This window comes from Bradyrhizobium sp. Kon56 (assembly GCF_055807635.1).
The window spans coordinates 37,458-60,780 of record NZ_JBVVOU010000032.1; the positions used below are offsets into that span (position 1 = coordinate 37,458).

12 protein-coding genes and 1 pseudogene are annotated in these 23,323 nt (G+C 58.2%); 7 read left to right on the plus strand and 6 right to left on the minus strand.

Annotated elements, in window-relative coordinates:
• The first annotated feature begins 14 nt into the window (after positions 1 to 14).
• From AC0L3B_RS32605 to AC0L3B_RS32625, 5 genes are all read left to right on the plus strand, one after another.
• Complete coding sequence (locus AC0L3B_RS32605; RefSeq protein WP_473381702.1) at positions 15 to 2,027, plus strand: carbamoyltransferase family protein; 2,013 nt, start codon at positions 15 to 17, stop codon at positions 2,025 to 2,027.
• A gap of 114 nt (positions 2,028 to 2,141) precedes the next feature.
• On the plus strand, positions 2,142 to 3,161 hold the full coding sequence (locus tag AC0L3B_RS32610; RefSeq protein WP_473381703.1) for a nodulation protein NodZ: 1,020 nt from the start codon (positions 2,142 to 2,144) through the stop codon (positions 3,159 to 3,161).
• An 869-nt stretch (positions 3,162 to 4,030) separates the two neighbouring features.
• A complete protein-coding gene (locus AC0L3B_RS32615) occupies positions 4,031 to 4,867 on the plus strand; it encodes an SDR family NAD(P)-dependent oxidoreductase (protein WP_445818637.1) in 837 nt (278 codons plus the stop codon).
• 244 nt (positions 4,868 to 5,111) lie between these two features.
• Positions 5,112 to 6,866 carry a nif-specific transcriptional activator NifA gene (gene nifA / locus AC0L3B_RS32620; RefSeq protein ID WP_473381704.1) on the plus strand — a complete coding sequence of 585 codons (1,755 nt, stop codon included), beginning with the start codon at positions 5,112 to 5,114 and terminating at the stop codon, positions 6,864 to 6,866.
• Between the two features lie 416 nt (positions 6,867 to 7,282).
• The gene (locus AC0L3B_RS32625) at positions 7,283 to 8,140 is read left to right on the plus strand and encodes an electron transfer flavoprotein subunit beta/FixA family protein (protein ID WP_473381705.1); all 858 of its coding nucleotides are present in this window, start codon (positions 7,283 to 7,285) and stop codon (positions 8,138 to 8,140) included.
• 622 nt (positions 8,141 to 8,762) lie between these two features.
• Here AC0L3B_RS32625 and tcuC read toward each other — a convergent pair.
• From tcuC to AC0L3B_RS32650, 5 genes are all read right to left on the minus strand, one after another.
• Complete coding sequence (gene tcuC / locus AC0L3B_RS32630) at positions 8,763 to 10,079, minus strand: tricarballylate/proton symporter TcuC (protein WP_473297721.1); 1,317 nt, start codon at positions 10,077 to 10,079, stop codon at positions 8,763 to 8,765.
• 337 nt (positions 10,080 to 10,416) lie between these two features.
• A complete protein-coding gene (gene glmS, locus AC0L3B_RS32635; RefSeq protein ID WP_204513576.1) occupies positions 10,417 to 12,243 on the minus strand; it encodes a glutamine--fructose-6-phosphate transaminase (isomerizing) in 1,827 nt (608 codons plus the stop codon).
• A gap of 229 nt (positions 12,244 to 12,472) precedes the next feature.
• A complete protein-coding gene (fcl, locus tag AC0L3B_RS32640) occupies positions 12,473 to 13,435 on the minus strand; it encodes a GDP-L-fucose synthase (RefSeq protein WP_473381706.1) in 963 nt (320 codons plus the stop codon).
• Positions 13,416 to 14,501, minus strand: coding sequence for a GDP-mannose 4,6-dehydratase (gene gmd / locus AC0L3B_RS32645; RefSeq protein ID WP_473381707.1), 1,086 nt, complete (start codon positions 14,499 to 14,501; stop codon positions 13,416 to 13,418). Before gmd ends, fcl begins: the two co-directional genes overlap by 20 nt.
• 351 nt (positions 14,502 to 14,852) lie before the next feature.
• The gene (locus AC0L3B_RS32650; protein WP_204513578.1) at positions 14,853 to 15,029 is read right to left on the minus strand and encodes a hypothetical protein; all 177 of its coding nucleotides are present in this window, start codon (positions 15,027 to 15,029) and stop codon (positions 14,853 to 14,855) included.
• A 4,615-nt stretch (positions 15,030 to 19,644) separates the two neighbouring features.
• Here AC0L3B_RS32650 and AC0L3B_RS32655 point away from each other — a divergent pair.
• A complete protein-coding gene (locus AC0L3B_RS32655) occupies positions 19,645 to 19,857 on the plus strand; it encodes a DUF7694 domain-containing protein (RefSeq protein WP_473381712.1) in 213 nt (70 codons plus the stop codon).
• 543 nt (positions 19,858 to 20,400) lie between these two features.
• Positions 20,401 to 21,075 (plus strand): annotated as a pseudogene (gene bioB / locus AC0L3B_RS32660) (biotin synthase BioB); the annotation flags it as partial.
• Between the two features lie 43 nt (positions 21,076 to 21,118).
• Here the strand turns inward: bioB and nolL are convergent.
• Entirely contained in the window at positions 21,119 to 22,240 is a 1,122-nt protein-coding gene (nolL, locus tag AC0L3B_RS32665; RefSeq protein WP_473381708.1) for a nodulation factor fucose acetyltransferase NolL, read from the minus strand.
• Positions 22,241 to 23,323: the final 1,083 nt, after the last annotated feature.

Below are 23,323 nucleotides of genomic sequence, written 5' to 3' on the forward strand. Positions count from 1 at the left end.
GAACGGAGAACAACATGCTGTGTCTAGGATTGAGTGGCGGGCTTGACAGGGTCTATGAAAACCCCCTGCAACTACCGAACACGTTTCTGCACGACGGCGCCGCGGTGCTCGTCAAGGATGGTCGCGTGATCGCTGCCGTCGAAGAGGAGCGTCTCAACCGAATCAAACATTCAAACAAGCTTCCGAGTAGTGCGATAGAATACTGTCTAGCAGCCGCAGGCGTGGAGCTTCGCGACGTCGATCGTATTGCGTTCTACGCGACTGAAGCCTACTGCAATTCGATGCTCGAACGGTTGTTCATCTCACAGCCTGAGATCTCAATTCCGCTAGATGCGAATCTCCTGTTGCGGCACCTTCTCGCGGCAGAGTTCAGTACCCAAGTTGACCCTTCGCGGGTGTCATTCGTAGGCCATCATCAGGCCCATGCCGTAAGCGCTTTGGCAATGTCCGGCTTTGAAGAGAGTCTGGTTCTCGCGATCGACGGCTGTGGCGACTTCCTCTCGGGTCTGTTGGCGGTGGGGTCGGGCACCGAAATGACCGAGCTCATGACGTTTCCAGAGACCAACTCTCTCGGACTGTTCTATCTGGAAACGATCCGATACCTCGGCTACGGCCTGTTCGACGAATATAAGGTCATGGGATTGGCTCCTTATGGAGATCCCGCTCGCTATCGCGAGCTTTTCTCCCAATTTTATGAGCTCTCCCCCAACGGTGCCTACCGCGTTCACCTTGACCGTATCGGCCCGGCATTGCTGCGCAATATCGAGGTCCGGCGAAAGGGAATGCCGTTCACGCAACAGCACCGAGATGTGAGCGCTTCATTGCAGGAGGCGCTGGAGCGGATCGTCTTTCACATCCTTCGGCATTATCGTGAGCAGACCGGAATGAAACGGTTGTGCCTGGCTGGCGGGGTGGCCCACAACTGCACGCTAAACGGAAAACTGCTGTACTCAGGCCTGTTCGAAGAGATTTTTGTGCAGCCGGCCTCGCATGATGCCGGATGCGCATTGGGTGCGGCGCTGATGGTATCGAACGAGGCCGGGCAGGCTCCGCCCCGCGAACGACTACAGGCGGTTTATTGGGGGCCCGATGTCGGCAGCGACGACAGCATTGAACAGGAACTGAAGGGATGGGCCGGACACCTCGAGATTGAACGGACTGCTGACGTCGCAGCCAGAGCAGCCGAGTGGATCGCTGATGGCGCTGTGATCGGGTGGGTACAGGGCCGGTCCGAGTTCGGCCCTCGTGCGCTCGGCAACCGCAGCATTCTTGCGGACCCGAGGCCCGCGGCAAACAAGGACCGGATCAATGCGATGGTCAAGAAGCGCGAGAGTTATCGACCGTTCGCGCCATCGGTTCTCGAGGAGGATGCGGGCGCGTTCTTTGAGTTGCCGGATGGTCGCGCAGAATATCCCTTCATGAATTTCGTCGTGCGCGTGCGCGAATCCATGCGTGCATTGCTGGGCGCGATCACGCATATCGATGGTACGGCTCGGCTGCAAACGGTGTCCCGCACGAGCAATGCCGCCTATTGGGAACTTATCAATGCGTTCAAAGCTCGAACGGGCGTCCCGATTCTGCTTAATACGTCGTTCAACAATAATGCCGAACCGATCGTAGATTCCGTTGCCGATGCGATTACGGCGTTTTTGTCGACCGAGCTGGATGGCCTTGTGGTCGGGTCATTCCTGATCAAAAAGCGGGCAACAACGCTCGAAAATTGGACCGCGCTCGCTGTATCACTGCCGCCCCATGTATCTCTTTACCGGGTTCGCGCTCATGCGGGCCGAGACCGCCAGGAGACAATCTGCGAGATCCGCATGGGTCACTCCAGCCATGACAGCGTACGCGTCTCGCATGACCTATTCGACATGCTGATGCAAATCGAGAAGGAAGCTGTTCTGGCCGATCTTCTCGCCAGGGTCACCTCTGACAGGACCAGGCGCGAAGCTCTCCTGAACGAACTGCGCGGGCTGTGGGATCAGCGTCGTATTCGGCTGCATCCGTCTCAGACTGGGCCGTCGTAAAAGGTGCGTAATGTGACACCATGACCTGCCAATCGCAGTGCCGTGCAGAACGAGTTTGCGGGTTGGGTGACTTGCGTCCAGGTGACCAGCGCCCGGCGTGGATCGGCATCGCAGATGAGTTGGTGCGCCACACTCGCGCAACGAGAAGGGTTTGATAACGTGACGAAGGAACGCTTTGTTGTTTCTCGGAGGCGCACCGGCTTTGGTGATTGCCTCTGGTCGTTGGCATCAGCCTGGTCGTACGCGCAGCGGACCGGGCGAACGCTCGTTATTGACTGGCGCGGTTCCTGTTATGTCGACCAACCGTTCAGCAATGCCTTTCCGGTGTTCTTCGAGCCGGTTGAGGAGATCGCTGGCGTGCCGGTGATTTGCGATGACAGGGTCAACCAGCTCTCGTTTCCCGGCCCGTTCTTCCCGCCCTGGTGGAATAGGTCATCGATCGACTGTATCAATCGTCCGGACGAGCAGATCTTCCGAGAACGTGACGAACTGACTGAGCTGTTCCAGGCAAGAGACGATAACGAGGCCAACACCATTGTCTGTGACGCTTGCTTGATGTGGCGTTGTGGTGAGGAAGCCGAACGACTGATCTTCCGAAACATCAAGCTCAGGTCTGAGATTCGAGCGCGGATCGAGGACTTGTATGAGCAACACTTTAGCGGCCATAGTATCATCGGCGTTCATGTTCGGCACGGCAATGGCGAAGATATCATGGGGCATGCTCCGTACTGGGCCGATTCGGAGCTCGCTCTTCGTCAGGTCTGCATGGCAATCCGTAAAGCCATGGCTTTGCCATACCCAAAGCCTGTTAAGATCTTCCTGTGCACGGATAGTGCACAGGTGCTCGATCACATATCGGGTCTGTTTCCCGATATCTTCGCCGTGCCAAAACGGTTCCAGGCCGATCGGGCAGGGCCGTTGCATAGTGCGGAAATGGGAATTGAAGGTGGAGCGTCCGCTCTCATCGACATGTATCTTCTTGCGCGATGCGCCACCGTGATCCGCTTTCCCCCCACCAGCGCCTTTACGCGCTATGCCCGTCTGCTCGTGCCACGTATTATTGAATTCGATCTGAGCAATCCGGAGCATTTGACCCTGGTCGATAATCCATACGAGCATTTCGCGGCTTCATGAACTGCCGCGAATCTGCATGAGCCTGACCAATGGTCCGCTAAATCGTCAGCCTGATACTGCTATACTGCTGGCTTCCACGCGCTCGAATTTCGCAACGTGTCGCAGAAGCGAGGGATGGCGAGTTCTGTCCGCAGGCGAGCGCGCTGACCCGCGCACTATCCGGGATGCAATGCGGCTGGTACGGCGAACGTCTGGCGAAGCGTCGGCCAATGCCGGCGAGCCTCGGGGCCTTGTCCCGCAGTGCGTCGGCCAGCCACGTGTAAGTCGACTGGCGCGGAAAAGATGATCGTCCTGTCATCACCGGGCCCTAACCGCCATCGCTGGCCGGGCGGTGAATCGGATGGCGATGGTGGTCCGGGCCGCTGAGGAAATCTGACGTAGCAGACGGTCACGTCAGAATGTCCAGCAGCAAGGACGCGCGTCAGGTAGACGTATCGCCGTTTCTGCGTTAATCCTTTCGCGGTCAGCTCGTCTTCTGGACGATGGCCTTGTTCATGCGCTGGTTGCGAAATACTTTCGACCGCAGCTGATCAACGGCACGAGCCCCAGCCCATCGATGTCGAACCAGAGCCGCATCTGCGGAGGCGCGTCCAACCGAGGAAATTGAACGAACTGGCCATCGATCCTGATCTCCGCACAAGGCAGCTAAACTATCTCCGCCAACTCGAATGAGCCACAGACCACCCCTGGAGTGCGACGCGGTCAACGCGCCCGGGCGCTTGACGCGGCGTTGCTCTTGTCGAAAAGCAAACAGGCCAGATGTTCAGAACCTGCCATTTGTCGCAAAAGTGCGCCCCTTATGCCCTGCGTCGCTTTGGCCCGGATCCTGCACCAGGTGCACAGCCGATGGGAGCGGAAGGGAGCCGCGTGTGAATCTAGATCTACCAGATGACAAAGCGGTCGTACCTCAATCGTCGGAAACGGACCCTAGCGGTCCAATTCACGCCGATCGAGCGGGCCGCCCGCTGCGTGAGCGAAAGACGCTGGTATTGACCGGGGCATCGCGCGGTATCGGTCGCGCCACCGGAAAATTGTTTTCGAAAGCCGGTTGGCGCATCATTTCTTGCGCGCGCCAACCATTGGACGCGGCGCGCCGGCCATCAGACTCAGAGGGCGACAGCTATATCGAGGTCGACCTGGGCGATCACCGGATGCTGCCGCGCGTGATTGCCGAGATCAAGGAGCGCCTTGCTGGCGCACCGTTGCACGGACTGGTAAACAATGCCGGAAACTCACCAAAAGCGGCAAACGGTACCAGACTGACATCGCTGGCGACCTCAGTCGACACCTGGATGAGCGTGTTCCACCTCAATCTGGTGGCACCGATCCTACTCGCTCAAGGCCTGTTCGACGAATTAAAAAGGGCGTCAGGCTCGATCGTCAACGTGACCTCGATCGCCGGCTCGCGGGTGCATCCATTTGCAGGCTCGGCATATGCGACTTCGAAAGCTGCGCTCGCTTGTCTCACGCGCGAAATGGCGCACGATTACGCCGCGCACGGCATTCGCGTCAATGCGATCGCGCCCGGCGAAATCAAGACGGACATTTTGTCGCCTGACACGGAAGCGCATCTTGTGCCAAAGATCCCACTCCGCCGAGTGGGTACACCCGAAGAGGTCGCCAAGGTCATTTTCTTCCTATGTTCCGATGCGGCAAGTTATGTCACCGGCGCCGAAGTGCCGATCAATGGCGGGCAACACTTATAGTGCAATCCGCCCCTAAGGAGCCCCGGCTGTTCTGAGCTTCATCGCTGGAAGTCATGTTGGTTGGGGTGAATCCGCGCAGCGAGTTGGAAAAAAAGCGGCAAACCTAGTCACTCTAAGTGCTGCCGACGTGCCATGAAGAGGGGTAATCTCTCGTCCCGCCCTGAGAACTAGATGTCAGATCGGCATGCAACACGAATCCAACAAGTCCGATGGGGAGGATCGAGAAAGGAACGGAGAAGTCGTCATGCTAGACAGCATTTCCCTGCGCGACAAGCCAAACTCAACCTCCGACGCGGACGCTTCCGCTTGTATTGTGCGGTCGCAAGAGAAATCGCTAAGCACGATTGTTGAAATAGCGCACACGCTCACTGGCCTATGTCGGCTGGAGGCTAAGCTGGCGAGCGTCATCGAGCAACTGGGATCGCTCGTGCGGATGCGGCGCGGCATCGTATGTCTGTTCGAGCATGACGGCGGGCCGGAGATCATCGTAGAGGACGGCAGGAGCGAAGACCGCGATGCGCGCTGCCGGGTGCGCTTGCCGCAAGGAGCAATCGATCAAATCGTCGCGTCGGGGCAGCCGCTCGTCGTGGAGAATGTAGCGCTGCATTCGGCCTTCAGTTCTTCGGAGGTCGATATACTAAATGCCGGCGGTCATACGCGTGTTGCGTTCATCGGCGTTCCCATAGACGTTGACGGCAAAGTTGTGGGTACGCTGAGCATCGACCGCATCGCGGACAATGGGACGCGTGCGCAGCTCGAGGACGACCTCGGCCTTCTGACGATGGTCGCCAGCCTGCTGGGCCAGACGACCAAGCTGCATTGCTCGTTTGTGCGCGATCGCGGGCGCCTTATGGACGAGGAGTTCCGGCTGCAGAAGCAACTCTCCGAGCTCAAGCCTCAAGGGCGGGACCGTAAGAAGGTCCAAGTCGAGGGAATTATCGGCGACAGCCCGGCGCTGCGCGCGCTACTTGACAAGATCGAGGTGATCTCAAAATCGAATAGCACGGTTTTGTTGCGTGGCGAATCGGGTACCGGCAAAGAGCTGGTCGCGAAGGCTATTCACGAGTGTTCAGCGCGCGCCAAACGCCCCTTTATCAAGCTGAATTGCGCAGCCCTCACAGAGACGGTGCTGGAATCCGAATTGTTCGGACACGAGAAGGGGGCGTTTACGGGCGCATTCAACGCGCGCAAGGGGCGCTTCGAGATCGCCGACAAGGGAACGTTGTTTCTGGATGAGATTGGAGAGATCTCGGGCTCGTTCCAGGCGAAGCTCCTGCGCGTGCTTCAGGAGCAGGAATTCGAGCGGGTGGGCGGCAATCAGACGATCAAAGTCGACGTCCGCGTGATTGCGGCCACGAACAAGAATCTTGAAGAGGCGGTGGCCAGGAACGAGTTTCGTGCCGATCTCTATTACCGCATCAGCGTGGTTCCTCTGCTATTGCCGTCGCTGCGCGAAAGACGCACTGATATTCCGCTTCTCGCCGCTCGTTTTTTGAAGAACTTCAACAATGAGAACGGCCGTGCCCTGGTATTCGATTCAAGTGCGATTGAGGTCCTCATGAATTGCGGATTTCCCGGCAACGTCCGTGAGCTCGAAAACTGCGTGCAGCGGACCGCGACGCTAGCGCTAGGATCGTCGATCGTAAGAGATGACTTTGCGTGCTGCCACGGGCAATGCCTGTCGGCCTTGCTATGGAAGTGTGGACCGGCGGAAATGGCGCGACAGCCGAGCCCGACAATCGCACCTCGCGCGAGGCTGAGCACGCCGGCAACGGAAGCCGCGACACCCGTTCAGCCGGTGAGCAGCGAGCTGACACCGCTAGGGCCGCCTGGGCGCCCCGTCGTGGGGGCCGCGAAAGTCACCGATCGCGAGCGCGTGATCGCAGCCATGGAAAGATCCGGATGGGTACAGGCGAAGGCGGCGCGCCTGCTTGGACTGACCCCGCGCCAGATTGGCTATGCCTTGCGAAGACACGGCATCGAGATCAAACGCTTCTGAACAAAGCGTCGGGCTCGCTCCTCTCTCTCGCTCGGCCGACTGAGATAGGAAAGCGTGGAAAGGGGCGGTCGCCAGCTCGGATGCATGACGAGGATACTAGCCTCATGCCTTCGGTTGGGATTCCCTCGCCGGCGAAGCGTAGGGCGTCTTCGCATCGGCCAGCCTCGTCATCTTCTGTTCGCGGCGTGCTCGTCCTGAAAATGGATTGGCGTCGAACCGGCGCGTGATCACTGCGGTTCCGTTGCTGCCCGTGACTCAGATCAGCTTGAGATGACGCCCGTGCGCAAACTGTCGCAGTTGCGACAACCAGCTCGACGTCAGGCGTCATTCATCGGATTGCTTTCTAGTTGCCGGAATGCCCGGGATGGTATGACATTTGCTGCATCGGCAGTCGGCTCGGCATTTAGGAGAAGTACATGCACAGCATCGTCTGCATCAAACAGGTCCCCGACTCCGCGCAAATCCGCGTGCACCCCGTTACGAATACGATTATGCGCCAGGGTGTGCCTACAATCATCAACCCATATGATCTCTTTGCACTGGAAGCTGCGCTCGAGCTAAGAGATAAATTCGGCGGCGAAATCACCGTCCTGACAATGGGGCCACCGTCGGCCGAAGAATCTCTCCGAAAGGCACTAACATTTGGTGCCGATCGCGCTGTCCTGCTCACCGACCGTAGCTTCGCGGGCTCCGATACGCTGGCGACGAGTTACGCGTTGGCCTGCGCGATTCGCAACATCGAGAGGGAGTATGGCCCACCGGACGTCATATTCACTGGCAAGCAGACGATCGACGGCGATACGGCGCAGGTGGGACCTGGCATTGCAAGGCGGCTCGGAGTCCAGCAGCTTACTTATGTTTCCACAATCAAAGCGTTAGACTTCAAGCTACGCACCATCGAGGCCGAACGACGCTGCGAAGGAGGCGTCCAGGTGTTGCGTTCCAAGCTGCCGTGTCTCGTCAGCATGTTAGAGGCAACAAATCAAATTCGTCGCGGCGCAATGACAGATGCTTTGCGTGCCGCCCGTACCGCAATCGTAAAATGGAGCGCCCAAAGCGCCGGCGTGGATGACATGACCAATTGCGGTCTGAGGGGTTCGCCGACGGTCGTCAAACGTGTTTTCGCGCCCTCCGCGCGAGCGGAGAAAGCGACGTGGGTGGAGGCGGCCGAGCAGCCGGCGCAAGCATTGATCGACGCTATGTTCAAGCGCAACCCTATGCTCGAAACGGAGCTCGTACAGCTCGCCTCATCTGCGCAAGCTCGCGGTGCGTGAAGTCACGGCTGATCGAGCGCAGCGAGCAACAGCCTGGGTCTGGTTACGCATTGGCCCATCGCTCGTTGTACAGGCACGACCAAACTTCTCGACCACTCCCCGCCAGATGCGACAAGAAGGTGAGCCTTCAACCTGCGTATCCGAGCGCCGAGAGGTCGGTATCGGACCAGGATACAAGACGGCCCGCTACGCTAACGATTGTCGCTACCTCCGAGACGACCAGTCCGCTGGGGAATTCACGCAGCCCGACGATGTGCGCGTTCGAGTTTTGTGGCGGCCGCACAGAATATCAGAGCGTGGAGCTCGCGCGAGGGATCCCAGTCCTCGCGCGAAATCCGCCGTATTTCACGCGACTGCAAGTGCGGGCAGCGCACCGTCCGACCACAGGACGGAATCGAGGTTGGCTGATAAGCTCAGCCTTTCCCGGTCAAACATCACCGCCAGCTCGTCCCTATACTGCCCCAGAGTCACATAGGAAGAACGGTGATCGGCAGAACGGCCGCGCACCATCGTGAAAATCACCGCAGGGATAGTCGCGCACCAACTTCAGTTCAGCCTTGGGCCCCCAACGTCCCGGGGGCGCGCGTGCTAACGCGTGGTAAATTGCGCGCTTACCGCCGGGTTAGGCCGCTCGGGTCGCAACGGCTTTCGCAACTCTCTTGGTGTTTCCTGGATAGATCGTGAGCGCGGCGATAATGCCGAGCAAAGCCGCAAACATCAACCAGAAACCGGGCGACGCCTTGTCATCTGTCCGGTCGATCAGCCAGGTCGATGCAAGCGGCGTAAACGTGCCAAACAGAGCCGCGGCGAGTGCGAACGCCAAAGAAAAGCAAGTTGTGCGAATGTGCTTCGGCACGATTTCGACCAGAGCGCCCAACATGGCGCCGCTATAGGTGCCAAAGTAAAACGAGAACATCATCTCAACGATCAGCATCTTGCCAAAGCTTGGGTCCGTTACAAGCCAAGACAACGCTGGATATGCAGTCACCAAGGCAAGGCCGGCAATGGTCAGCAGGACCGGTTTCCGGCCGATTCTGTCGGAAATCGCGCCGCCAATTGGGTTCCAGATGAAGTTCGTCACCGCGACCAAAAGCGTCACCAAGAGCGTGTTCTGCGAGGACAACTGCAATACGTGCCTGCCGAACGTAGGCGTGTACACCGTCACGAAATAGAATGTCGTGGTCGTCAGCATCGCGATCATCATGCCGAGAATGACGATGCGCCAGTTCGCAAGTGTGGAGGCAAAGACCTCGCGGGCCGTTGGGTGGTTCTTCATGACCAGAAACTCCGGAGTTTCCTCCAGCGTCCGGCGCAGGAAGAAGATAAGCGGTACGATCAAGCAGCCAAGGAAGAAGGGGATCCGCCAGCCCCAAGCGGCAACCATTTCGGCCGGAAGTGCTTCGCTCAAAAAATATCCGATAAGAGCCGCGACAAAGATCGCAACCTGCTGGCTCGAGGACTGGAAAGATGTGTAAAAGCCGCGGTTGCCCGGAGTGGCAATCTCGGAGAGGTAAACGGAAACACCACCAACCTCAACGCCGGCAGAAAAGCCCTGCAACAGCCGTCCGAACAGCACGATCGCAGGTGCGGCAATGCCGATCGTCGCATAGCCCGGACAAAAGGCGATGATGATGGTGCCAATGGCCATGATCGAAAGCGTGATGATCAGGCCTTGCCGACGGCCAATCTGGTCAATATAGGCTCCAAGCACGATCGCACCAACAGGTCGCATCAAGGCACCCAACCAGAACACACCGAAGGTGTTAAGCAGTGAAGCGGTTTCGCTTCCCGATGGAAAGAACGCGTTTCCGATCGCACTGGCGTAGAACCCGAACAAGAAGAAGTCGAACTGCTCGAGGAAGTTGCCGCTCGTGGCACGTAATATGGCGCCAATGCGCGATTTGGCATTTGAGGCGTGCGCAATGGGCGCTGGGGACATGGCGAGTTTCCTCTCGATTTTGAAATGGCCGCTTCCGGAGAAAATCTCACGGCAGCCGCGTGCAGTTTCATGGCCGCGAATCGGCCATCAGGGCACTATCGACCAAGCCGTAAGCGCCTGACGTTTCCGGCATATTTTCGGCAATTGCCGCCAAACTCTCACAATTTTCGCTCGTTATTCCGCTCGTGCAGCAGGAGTGACTCTCAAGCTACTGAAGCCTCGGGGCGGTTTCGGTGACAGGCTTGTTGTCTGTGGCCTAGCCGAAGTTCTCATCGAGCGCACCGATATGCAGTAAAAGGGGGAAGGACGAAATGGGACCAGGTCGCATCACCTTGCCTTATTCGACGGTTACCGATTTCGCGAGGTTTCGGGGTTGGTCGACGTCCGTGCCCATGAGGATGGCCGTGTGGTAGGCCAGGAGCTGCACCGGAATCGCATAGACTATCGAGGTAAATGTCGCACCCATCTCCGGCAGCACAATGGTCGCGAGCGAATCCATGGACACCTCTGCGGCTCCCCTGACGTCCGTTATCAAGATAATCTTGCCACCGCGTGCGGCGACCTCCTGCATGTTCGAGAGGGTCTTTTCGAACACCCGGTCGGAAGGAGCGATGACGATTACGGGAACACTCTCGTCGACCAAGGCGATCGGGCCGTGCTTGAGCTCTCCGGCCGCATAGCCCTCGGCGTGAATATAGGAAATCTCCTTAAGCTTGAGTGCCCCTTCCAGGGCCAATGGAAACGACGTGCCGCGACCAAGATATAGCACGTCACGCGATTTGCTGATGTCGCGTGCGAGCTTCTCGATCTGTGGCTCGCTGGCAAGCGCCGCGCTAATTAGCCGAGGAAGTTCGATCAGCTCGCGTACAAGATCGATGCTGGCGCTCTCCGACAATTCACCGCGCGCCTCACCCGCAGCGACCGCAAGCGCCGCCAGGACGACCAGCTGGCATGTGAACGCCTTGGTCGAGGCAACGCCAATTTCGGGCCCCGCGAGTATCTGCAATACTGTCCCGCTTTCGCGCGCAATGGTCGAACTCAGTACGTTCACGATCGAGAGGGTATGCAGACCTTGCGATTTGGCATAGCGGAGCGCAGCCAGCGTATCGGCCGTCTCGCCGGACTGCGAGATGAAGATAGCAAGATCTCCCTTGCGCATCGGCGCCTCACGATAGCGAAATTCGGAGGCGACATCGAGCTCGACCGGAATACGAGCCAGCCGCTCGAACCAGTATTTGGCGATGTGGCCGGCGTAGCCGGCCGTACCGCAAGCCGTAACCGAGATATGTCCGATCTCATTGAAATCGAACGGAAGCTCCTGCGGCAGTACCACGCTCTCGGTGGCAATATCGACGTAATGGGCAAGCGTATGCCCGATCACCTCTGGCTGTTCGTGGATTTCCTTCGCCATGAAGTGGCGGTAGTTCGCTTTATCAACGAGAGCCGACGACGCGCCAGAGCTCACCACATCCCGGCGGACGACTGTGCCTTGTGCGTCGTAGACCACGCTGAAGTTGCGGTTGAGCACAGCCCAATCGCCATCCTCAAGGTAGGTGATCAAGTCGGTAAGGGGCGCGAGCGCGATAGCATCCGATCCGAGATACATTTCGCCTTCGCCATGCCCGATCGCGAGTGGTGAGCCCTTGCGCGCACCGATCATGAGGTCGTGTCGACCCTTGAACAGGATTGCAAGCGCAAACGCGCCCACCAGCCGTGGCAGCGACGCTTTTACTGCCTCCTGCGGCGAGCAGCCATTCTTAAGATAAGAGTCGATGAGATGTGCCACCACCTCCGTGTCTGTTTCAGAGGCGAAACAAGCGCCATGCTGTTTCAGCTCCGCGCGCAGCTCGCGGAAATTCTCGATTATGCCGTTATGGACGACCGCAACATTGTCCGTTGCATGCGGATGAGCATTGTGCTCGGTCGGCTTGCCGTGAGTAGCCCAGCGCGTGTGCCCGATCCCGACATGGCCTGAGAGTGGATGGCAGCGAACGCGCGTCTCAAGGTTCCGCAGCTTCCCCTCGGCGCGTCGAAGTTCGATATGATTTCCTTTGAGCGTTCCGATGCCTGCTGAGTCGTAGCCGCGATACTCCAGTCGTTTTAGTGAATCGATGAGTCGATCCGCGACCGGACCGCGCCCCAAGATGCCAACAATTCCGCACATGCTAATCAGTTTACCTCAAGTTCAACACCGAGCGGGCCGGAAGGCGCGCCTGACCAATTCACTCGCTAGTATCGGCCAAGCTAGCCGTGCCTGCCCTCCATCGGGCCTGCGTCACCAGCAGGCGCGCGAGCTCCAAGCAAAGCGTGGAGCCCTGTCGAATTCTCCGGGAGTATCCTAAAGCAACTTTCTGGACGGACAATGAGCCCCGTCAGCGGCTAGCAGCGCATGATTACTCCGTTTGTCCCGATGTAGCCGATAGCGACAAGAAGGTCTCGTAGGTCTGCCGCATTCCATCTGCAAGCCATGTTTTCGCGCGCCAGCCGAGTTTGTCGAGACGGCCGACATCGAGCAGCTTGCGCGGTGTGCCGTCGGGACGCGAGGTATCGAAACTGATTTCGCCCTGGTAGCCGACGATTTCGGCAACGACACGCGCGAATTCGGTGATAGTGATGTCCTCACCGGTGCCGATGTTGATCAGCTCGGCACTCGAATAGGTCTTCATCAGGTGCACGCAGGCATCCGCCATGTCGTCGACATAAAGGAACTCGCGCCGCGGCGTGCCGGTGCCCCAGACGACGACATTCTTCGCGCCAGAAACCTTGGCCTCGTGGAAGCGGCGGATCAGGGCGGCGACCACGTGGCTATACTCGGGATGATAATTGTCGCCAGGGCCATAGAGATTGGTCGGCATCACGCTGATGAAGTCGGATCCATACTGCGCGCGATAGGCCTCGATCATCTTGATGCCGGCAATCTTGGCGATCGCATAGGGCTCGTTGGTGGGCTCCAGCGGACCGGACATCACCGAGTCCTCGCGCAAGGGCTGCGGAGCCAGCTTCGGATAGATGCAGGAGGAGCCGAGAAACATCAGCTTCTCGGCGCCACTCAGATGCGCGGCATGGATCACGTTCGCCGCAATCGCGATGTTGTCATAGATGAATTCGGCGCGCAGCGTGGCGTTGGCGACGATGCCGCCGACCTTGGCAGCGGCTAGGAAAATCACCTGTGGCCGCACGCGCGCAAACCAGTCGAACACGGCGGCTTGATTGCAGAGATCGACCTCGCGCCGGTCCACCGTCACGAGATTCACGTCCTCCCGTGCGAGCCGGCGCACAAGCGCACTGCCGACCATGCCGCGATGACCCGCGACGTAGACGCTTTTGCCCTTCAGCTCAAACCGTGCGTTTGCCACCGGCCCCATCCCGTTTGGCGTCCGCCAGGTCGCTCGCCATCATTTCCGCGACGAGCTCCGCAAAGCTCCGCTTCGGCTTCCAGCCGAGCACCTCGCGTGCCTTGCTGGCGTCGCCGACGAGCAGATCGACCTCGGTGGGGCGGAAATAGGTCGGATCGATCTTCACCACCGTCTTGCCGCTCGTCTCGTCCACGCCGGTCTCCTCGACGCCTGCCCCGCGCCATGCGATGCGGCGGCCGAGCTGGGCGAACGATAGCTCGACCATCTCGCGCACCGAGTGTATCTCGCCGGTGGCGAGCACGAAATCGTCGGGCTTGTCCGCTTGCAGGATCTTGTGCATGCCCTCGACGTAGTCGCGCGCGTGGCCCCAGTCCCGCTTGGCTTCGAGATTGCCGAGATAGAGCGTCTGCTCTAGCCCGACCTCGATACGGGCGACAGCGCGCGTGATCTTGCGGGTCACAAACGTCTCACCGCGAATCGGGCTCTCGTGATTGAACAGGATGCCGTTGCTCGCGAACATGCCATAGGCTTCGCGGTAGTTCACCGTGATCCAGTAGCCGTAGAGTTTTGCCACGCCGTAGGGCGAGCGCGGATAGAACGGCGTGGTCTCCTTCTGCGGGATCTCCTGAACGAGGCCGTAGAGCTCCGAAGTCGACGCCTGGTAAAACCGCGTCTCCTTCTCCATGCCGAGGATGCGGATCGCTTCCAGCAGGCGGAGTACGCCGATGCCGTCGGCATTGGCCGTGTATTCCGGGCTCTCGAAGCTGACGGCGACGTGGCTCTGGGCGGCGAGATTGTAGATCTCGGTCGGCCGGATCTGCTGCACCAGGCGGATCAGATTGCTCGAGTCCGTCATGTCGCCGTAGTGCATCAGGAACGGCACGTTGCCGACATGAGGGTCCTGGTAGAGATGATCGACCCGCGCGGTGTTGAACGAGGACGAACGCCGCTTGATGCCGTGCACGACATAGCCGAGCGACAGCAGGTATTCGGCGAGATAGGCGCCGTCCTGGCCGGTCACGCCGGTGATCAGAGCGACCCGCCGTTTGCTCTCGTGGTTTAACAAGTCATTTCTCTGCGCAGGTTAATGTCGTTCCCCGATCGACGCGTCAATCGCGTTTGGCTCTTCCAATGCGGAAGCGTCACGCTCTCGATCTGCCGAAGTGTGGACCCTCTACAGGCATTGCGCCGATTGCTCAACTGTACTGAGGTAAACCTTCCACGGCGAAAGGGTTTTGAAGGACTATACGAAAGTTTGTAGTCCGGCAGATCTCGTTTGGCCTTCGTCAGGCGCCTCTCTATCGTTTAGGTGCGACCAATGAATTGGGGCGCAGCTAAGGGGTAAGCAGACCGTTTGGCCGTGAAGCTCCCACAGTCTCTCGGTGCTCAGCTCGCGCGTCAAGCCAGGGAGTTTCCCTCATTTCTTGTCCTTACCTGAGAGCTTACCAGTCTTGCTGTTCATCCAGTGCAACTGCGAGCAAGCCGGGCCAACAAAGCCTAGAAATTCGCTCTCTGTCGCGCAGTCCTTATCATTATCGATCCATTTCTGAACAATCATGTTGGCAATCGGGCAAGCAAAAGTGAAGGCGCGCATATTGGCTCTGTGCTGTTTGAGTTCATAGCAAATGCATGAATGAGGCAGGTGCACCTGCTTTACCAAACCTCAAGGGAGATTATCGCGACTAGCCGTGTGCTCTGCCCCCTTACGACGAATTCAGTTGCGGAAACAATCTGGCGGTTCATTGCGCGCGAGTGCGTCTCGGAGTGGACAATAATGGTGCGTCTAGCGCGCGGACGACGGCGGTACTATGGACAGGCGAAGACCGGATGTGCGTGAACAAGCCGGCTTGAGCGCAGCCGGTGTCATTGAAACGGTTAGCTGATCCCGAGCGCCCCTTCTGTTATCGATACGGCGGCAAGGTCCCGGTTCTTGAGCCCGCTTTCGGGGAAACCAACCCGGAGTGACGGATCAATCGCGTTCTATCTCAATTATCGCACTTGATTTGCAGCCCCTCCGAGAAATAGTTGGGATGAGCTGCGCGCGAAGGGCGTCGAGCTGGGCCATTTAACCACGCGCCGCCTGCTCGAATGCGACAAAAGCAGCGTAAGCTTAGAGGCACACCCTCGAAGTGGATCGCCCGCTTATTGAGTTCGAACGCCGCGTTGCGCTCAATCAAGGCCGAGATCAAATCTTCGGTCGCTCGCGGGTCTAGACTTGCACATCATTTCCTTTCCGAGGCGCTCACATGAGCTCTCAACACTCGTTCGTCAGGTCTCATTGCCTGGAGCGGCGCTCGGCTTTGGGGCAATTGTCGGGCCTGCATGTGGAGCAGATCCAGCTCGCGGAGTACCGGCATCTCTCTTGCTGCCGCAATAGGCGCTGCCGAAGGCCAGTAGCTGCGCGCGCTCCTCTTGGTCATCTAGTCTGCTTTCTTTCAAGGACGCCGCGTCCGTCCGACCATGGCATGACGTGCATTCGGGCATGGTGATAAGCGCACCATGATGACAGCTTTTGGCGCGGTCCCCTCACAACGGGTTCGCCGCACATATACGCGGATCCAGGATCGCCATTCTTGAAGCCAACAATGGCCCGGCATTGGCCCTCACAGTGATCGACGAGCAAGACCCTGTTGGATTTATCGGGTCTTCTCACATTACCGCTCCGGGATAGCGCATCAATCTCCCGGCGGCTCGTTGGGCACTCGGTGCCCGCAAACGTCTTTCGAAGCCTCCAATGGTGGATTGGTCCTTCTTACATGTGAGCGATGGTGTCTTCATACGGCTCGACGAGTTTCGTGGACAGAACAGAAATAGCGTCCTTCGCACTCAGCGCGACCCTCGGCCGCTTTGGCAGAAGACCTCTCATCGTACGCGATCGCGCTCCGCTTTAGCCCACGGGAATTCTGAAGCGGCCGAAGATGCTACCTAGCTGCGCACTCTACAATCTGACGCTACGTACGGTTCAATCCCCCTGCGGGCTAATCGCGTGAATATGTCAATATTTGTTCGCCAGCCGCGAAGCGAGGAGGGCGGCAGGCGCTTTACCAAAGCAGCTGGCTTTCGCTGTTCGTGGTCTGCGGAATCGCGCAGCTCAGGTCGCTGAGTTGTGCGCGCATAGCGACGCCGAGCTGTGAGGCTGCTCATCGCTAGACGACGAGTGACCAGCGAGTCCCTGAAGTTCTTGGAACGTCCATGGGATAGGAGCTGCCTCGCCGCCGGAATCAATCGTCCATGCCCAGAAGGCCCTCTCTCGCGTGTGTGCGAATTGGCTTCGCCTATCCAGCCGAGCTATCCGCTCTCACGATCTTAATGGGGCTGTTCCCGGGACTTTGTGGAGCCGCGGCGGCCGGGCGGAATAGGAACCAAGATTAAACGGGAGCGCGCTATTCTCGTCAATGAGCCGAATTCTGGGGCACCAACAGTGACTTCGCCGTTCTCGACAACTTTGAGCTATCGAGCTCGAAAGGCGCCACCAGGTCCAGGCCACGTCAGGTCAACGATCATTGCGGGTTCGATACCTGTGGGAAGATCTGCCTTGCCGTCATACGTTCGGAAAGGCCGCCAAGCGGTGCTCAGCCCTGGTCCCGTTGAGTATCGCGGCTTGGGTCCAGATTGGCGTGTTTGCTACAATCGCGATTGGTACCAAAGAGTTGCTATTGGGTCTGCAACTCCCGATCGGCCGAGGGGGAAGAGGATTCTGGAGGCAATCAGACATCTCATGGAACGAGCAGCGTAGTTGGCCATCCTCTCTGATGGGCCGCCAAGGCCTTCGTAGGGGGTGCCGATCGGCGTTCCTGCCACTCATCTTGAGGCGCGAGCGATTGTTAGGCCGGCATTCTCTAGCGCATCCAAAATCCTATCAGCCGCCGCCCGCGGGTCGGGCTGCTCCTCTCCGCTCACGTTACAGGCCAACGTAGCAGCGATGATCTCGTGCGCCGTTTTGCGCTGGAGGCAATCGTACTCGGCATGCTCACCACAAGCATTGCAGGTGATCACTGATCGGCCAGTCCAGGGATCGTGCATTGCGACCTCGCACCAGCTTTCTGTATGACATTTCGGGCAGAGCATAGATCGAGAGTTCCCTTGAGGTCAGAGCTCGCGCGCTACGTGGTCATCACTTGAACGACTACTTGGTAGCCATTGCTGCAGAAGCATTGATACTCCGAAGGCCGTGTCGCCTGTCCGAGAAACGAAAACCACGATCGAGACCGGCCCGTAGGCTGCCCAGGCACCCGAAGGGGTTCCGGCGTGAGCGACCAGTTGACGCATCTCTGGCGACGATGCCTTCGATCGCGCCGCCTCGGTGCGCTTCTGGAACCGACGTCGGACGGATCACGGCGAGCATCGGCACATGAACGCTGAGAGACGATCGTCGAGCGCATCCGGCAAAGGGCTCTCAGTCGCAGTCTTGACCGCGGCTTCACGAAGCGCCGGCTCATCCGGCCACTTGCTAAAAGCCGTTCTCCAACTTCCATTCCACTCTGAGCAGCAAGGCGCTGATCTCGGGACGGCGACCTCCGCCGTGAGCAATATCTCAAATCGGCAATCGCCACGCGGCGATGCTGTTCGATGTTAGAAACCGGTTCTGCCGGTTTCATCCCGAGATCTTGCAACGAGTCGCCGAGGCCGCCTCAACTGAGGCGTTTGGGGCCACCGCGGGCGTTCTCAAATCTGAGCTCCAAATCACACATTCCCATTTTGTCGCCCGGAAGCTGTTGCACGGCTAGGCGCGCTCGCCAGCGGCATGAAGACCTTACAATCTGACGCTACGTCCGATTCAAGCCCTTATGTTGAGAGTCGCCCATTTGGCGCGGGGACCTGACGCGAATCCAATCTCCATTATCATTTTGCGCTGGCGCGATATTTTCAAGTGGGCGTTCTCAACCGAGAAGACCGTAGTGAAGATTACTCGACTCGCTTGGGCTTATTGCGAGTGGTTTGGTCGCATCTCAGACATCGACAGAGCGGACGGTAGATGAAGGCGAATGAGGTGCTTTTGCGAAAGCCAGCCTACGGGATCTTACGTAGGTCATGTGTCGCATTTTCTTGATCTAAATATTGCATCGTCTTTTGCATGAAGCAGAAGAAGCCATTCTCCGACGCCAAACATTGGCGAGGGCGTGCGGAAGCGACGCGAGTAAAAGCGGAGTCGCTCGAGGACGACACATCCAGATGCAGGCTCCTCAAGGTCGCTGAGGAATATGATAAGTTGGCCCGCCTCGCGGAGGGGCAGCAGAGAAATGGGGTTGACGGGCAGTTCTGATCGCCGCCGGAGCGATCGGTCGCATCGAAGGTCAATGCGTCGCGATCGCGGCGCGGAAGCCTCTTCGTGGGACGGCTCTCGGGTTGAACTGCGAAACGCCCTCATACGGTAACGCCGATGAGCGAGGCTGTTCAAAAGTGCGGTCCGCGCGTCCGAGCCTCTGGCCGTGAATCAATTGTGAGTAAGGTTGGTCGGCCACATAGATGACGCATTGACGGTGTCTCAGGCGACAAGCTGGCTAACCCTGGACATGAGAAGGAATGAGATGAAGCCCACCGTCAGATCGTCGCAAGAGCGAAATTGCAAGCCTCTCGCTCGACGAACTGTCGAAGCATCGGCGTCGCCTTGCATCATCTGCTGAAGCCGGCCACGTGTCTTTGGGTGACAAACTAGCGGATCGCCGGATCATGCCACGCGAATTGGCTTCCGCCGCCATTTTGGCTATGAAGCGTTTCAGTCGAATTGTGGCATCTTGCACCAACACCGTTAGCTCAACGCCATAACGTTACGGACTTGCTAAGGCGAAGAGGCGAGCGGAAGCTCCTGCTGGCAGCTTGCGTAGCCAAACCGGGCGTAGATTGTCTGCGCGGATCGTGTGAGTCAGGCAAGTTCGCAGCAAGTCACGCATGACGTGAAAATACAAATGATAATTACGGTCGAAAGACCAACCACAACAGAAATCTTCGGTGGACGATTCCGGACAGAACCGATGTTCTTCATCCAGGTAAGTTGGTGCGGGTGATCAGGAGTATCTGGGACTGGCCATGCCGAGTAGCAGCCGCACGATGGAAGTGTCGGACGACACGTGTGGTGCCGGAGTCAACTCTGTCTGTCGAAACAAGGAGAACGCGTGAGGAAACAAATTGCGGAAAGACTCGAGGCGGGGCGCGTACGCGATGGCCGATTCGCCACCGCACCGGGATCTGGTCCTTCCGGTCTCTTCTACGTGCAGGGGCCTTGTGGCTGTCAACTCAAGATCATCGGCTTCGTCCGTCCGGGATGGGAGCATGTCTCAGTGTCGACGCCACGGCGTTCTCCAAATTGGGACGAAATGTGCCTCGTCAAAGATCTGTTTTGGGATCAGGAGGAATGCGTGATGCAGCTGCATCCTCCTCGTTCGCAGTATGTGAACAATAGTCGCTATTGCTTGCATCTCTGAAGGCCGACACGTCAGGTTATTCCGATGCCTTCCGCAGCTTTCGTGGGCATCGTCGGGCTCGGGCCGTCTGAAGCGGCAATTCTGTTTGGGCAGGTGAGTGCCGGGTCATAACGGATCTCGCCGCGTCGGTGTAAAGTCGAGGGGCGGTAAAGTACTCTGCTGTTTCCCGCAGATCATCTTGGAGAGTCCAGGGGGATGTGCGCAGCGGGCGACGAGCACACGGTCGGTGACGAATTAAATTAGATCCGTCGCTCCGTTATACATGTGGCGCGGCCAAACCACATTTGTATCAGGAAACGATCCTATGGGGCGCAACCACGCATAGGCTGGTTGCCTTAGTGAGGCGCGTCGGGGAATGTTGTTGCGCGTGCCTCGATCTGCGAGGAGGTCCTGCATGAGAGGGCGGCTATTAGGCTGATGCGGGCGCCATCCCGGGCGCAACTCGGCGATTATTCTCGTTTAATCCCGGGCAAGAGTGTTGCTTTGCGGAGCTACGCACGACGGTATCGTCTGTATGATCGAGCGAAAGTCTCGGGGGATGCTGTGGAAGGCGAAGGCAATAGCGCCACCACAGCGCGCCGGTCCGCCTGGCAACGTGCCGCGGCGGAAGGGTTTACGCGCTTCTATTTGCTGACCTCCTATTTCAGGCCCACACCGTTCATCGCGGCGATTTCCACCCAAATCACGTCGAAACCGCAAGCCTGCTTAGCATTAAGACCGGCGGTTGTCCTGAAGATTTCGCCTACTGTGCACAGAGCGTGCATTACGACACTGGCCTGAAGGCAACTCGCTTGATGGATCGCGTTGATGTGGTCGCCGCCGCGCAGCGCGCCAAGGCCGCCGGCGCGACTCGCCTCTGGCTGGCTGCGGCCTGGCGCAGTCTAAAGGACCGCGACCTCGATCAGGTCTGCGACATGATTGCTGCCATTAAACGTGTTGATATGGAGAGTGCGCAACGCTCGGCATGCTCACGCCAAAGCAAGCCGAACGGCTCGCCGACGCCGGCCTCGACTTCTACAATCACAACGTGGACACTTCTCCGGAGTTCTACCGCAGCATCATCACTACCCGGACCTTGCAGGATCGCAGCGACACTCTTTCACGCGTGCGTGGGTAGGGCACCAAAGTCTGCTGCGGCGGCATTATTGGTATGGGTGAGCACGTCGAGGACCGTTTCGGCATGCTGTACTGCTGGCCAATCTTCGCAACCATCCGGATTAGTCGATGACGTCGCAACACTCTGCCGCACTCAAAAGTACAGCTAGTTCATTGCAGGTTTGGCTTGCGGGAGACCCGCGCGTGGTGGCATTCCAAGGACCAGCTGAGACAGATATGGAACGCCGCGAACGATGGAGCGGACCGTTAGCGCGATCGCAACGATGGCGGCCCCGAGCACACCCGCGATGATCAACCGCGTCGTGAGATCCCAAAAGTCTCCGAACTGTATGAAATCCATGAGACGGAACACGGTACCCTGGACGAGATAGAGCAGCAGCGTGGTCTGACCCAGCTCCACAGCGATAAACCGGGCAATTCGATTTGAATGGCCAAAGCTCCAGCATTGCAGCAGGAGTTCGATAGCGATTGCCGAGGCAGCTGCAGCGCCAACAAACATCAGAAGCACGTCTTTGGCCGACCGAAAATCGTGAATGACCCCAAGATTATTGTACACATAAGTGTCCTTGCCCCAAGCTAGAAAGGATACGCAAGTCATTATCGAAAGAAAGAAAATCAGGAGCAGCTTGTGATTTCGCGATGTGCTCGTCCATCGTTCTCTCGGATCGGCAAGCAAGAATCCCAAGCAGAAGAACGGGTAAGTGAATCTGATCAGGGGGGATATGGAGAACGTCAGAGGCGCGAGTGCGACCAGTATGGCTGAGCCAGATACGGCCCAAGATCGGTGGCTGAGCTTGGTAAAAATCTTGAGGAGAAGGTAGGAAAATAACGTGGCCCAGATGAACCAGTATGTGCCGGCGAGATCGTCTACAAGTTCCCAAAGTCCGCTCGTTAACCTGGTCGCGCGCCACAATGCCGCTAACTTAGCTGTCTCCATTAACGCCCACCAAAACAGCATCGGCAGCAAAAGCTGCTTCGCACGGTCGCTGACGGCTCCAATGAAGGGCTTCTGCACCAGCGATCGAAAAGAAAGATATCCGCTTATCGCCATGAAGAGTGGCATGTGAAACATATAGATCGATTTGTAGTAGGGCGAATACCAAAACCCGTCGTCTCGATAGATGACGTACTGGATCAGGTGCCCAACGATCACCAAAACAATGAGCGCACCTTTCGCGAAATCTAAGCTTAGATCTCGATCGTTTGCCTTTGTCGCGCGCGAGCTCGGGACGATCGTTCCAGTTACGGGTAGCAATGTATCAAACATCTAAATATCTGTTGTTGACGAGCCGGCGGCCCATTGTTCGCTTCTTCTGCCTCATTTTCGATCCAAGCGAAAGGTGATGGCGGGAGTTTTTGGGAGGGGAATAAGCCCAGCGTGTTAGGCCTTGAAGAATTAGCTGTGGGCCGAGCGTGTCTGTTGCCTCAGGGAACTTTGCGGCAGAGAAAAGATGTCGAATTGGGAAATGCTGGTGTAGCAGAACGGGCGCGGCATACTACTTGCAGGCGCGGTTCTGGGAGGAAGGCTGTCGCGCTCAGCCTCCCACTCAGCCCGACGCATCTCAGACCCGGCAGATGCGTCGGGCTTCTTCTGTTGGCCCAGAACAATCGACGTTTGGTCCGTCACCTTCTTGACGACGAGGTGCTTACGCTAATGGGGGCTTCTAAAAACTGAACTCGGGCACGCCAAGATGGGGCGCTATGCGCGCATGCGAATAGCGGTGCTCAGCAGTTCTAGAGCAAAAGCCGAGAACGAACGCTTCGTGATTGAGATGCTCGTTCGGTTTCGTGTAACTCACGCGGTGAACCGCCGGTCCCGAGACGACTTTCCTCGCAAAGCTCCGCCGGAATGATTCCTGCTGCACCTTGTAAACGGCTCGGCCTGGATTGCTGCTGCACAACTGCGGTCCTCACAAAGTCCGCGCCGTGTGATGGGCACAGGCTCATCAGGACCAGGCGTGCAACCGCCTGCGCGAGTGGAGTGCCATCTCTTGCTGAAGCTCGTTGATTGGTGTGCATCCGGCGAAGGCCCTACTTAGATCGTACTTGGTTGGATGACCAATTGCGTTCAAGTGAGCGATGTTCAGAGAGCGCAAGTTTCCGCGCCAACGAGGTCACCTTCGGCGGACCTCATTCTGGAACTGAGATAAGCAGCTCGATCAGAGTCGCTCCCGACCCCAGGATTGCTCAGTCGCGCGCGATCGAAGAATTGGCGCATACCACCCGGTTAGCTTTGGAAACGGGAAGGATGTAGGCCGAAAAATGTCATCGTGACCAGAGGCGCGGACGCGCTCCCGGCGACAACGCAGCCCGCCAGCCGGAGCGTGTATTGCACGCTCACGCTCACGGT

What these genes read in the sequence shown, in the direction of transcription:
- AC0L3B_RS32610 (WP_473381703.1), top strand. Translation starts at nt 2,142, where the DNA reads ATGAGTTGGTGCGCCACACTCGCGCAACGAGAAGGGTTTGATAACGTG.
- AC0L3B_RS32650 (WP_204513578.1), bottom strand. Translation starts at nt 15,029, where the DNA reads ATGCGCGCCTTCACTTTTGCTTGCCCGATTGCCAACATGATTGTTCAG.
- AC0L3B_RS32605 (WP_473381702.1), top strand. Translation starts at nt 15, where the DNA reads ATGCTGTGTCTAGGATTGAGTGGCGGGCTTGACAGGGTCTATGAAAAC.
- glmS (WP_204513576.1), bottom strand. Translation starts at nt 12,243, where the DNA reads ATGTGCGGAATTGTTGGCATCTTGGGGCGCGGTCCGGTCGCGGATCGA.
- tcuC (WP_473297721.1), bottom strand. Translation starts at nt 10,079, where the DNA reads ATGTCCCCAGCGCCCATTGCGCACGCCTCAAATGCCAAATCGCGCATT.
- nolL (WP_473381708.1), bottom strand. Translation starts at nt 22,240, where the DNA reads ATGTTTGATACATTGCTACCCGTAACTGGAACGATCGTCCCGAGCTCG.
- nifA (WP_473381704.1), top strand. Translation starts at nt 5,112, where the DNA reads ATGCTAGACAGCATTTCCCTGCGCGACAAGCCAAACTCAACCTCCGAC.
- AC0L3B_RS32625 (WP_473381705.1), top strand. Translation starts at nt 7,283, where the DNA reads ATGCACAGCATCGTCTGCATCAAACAGGTCCCCGACTCCGCGCAAATC.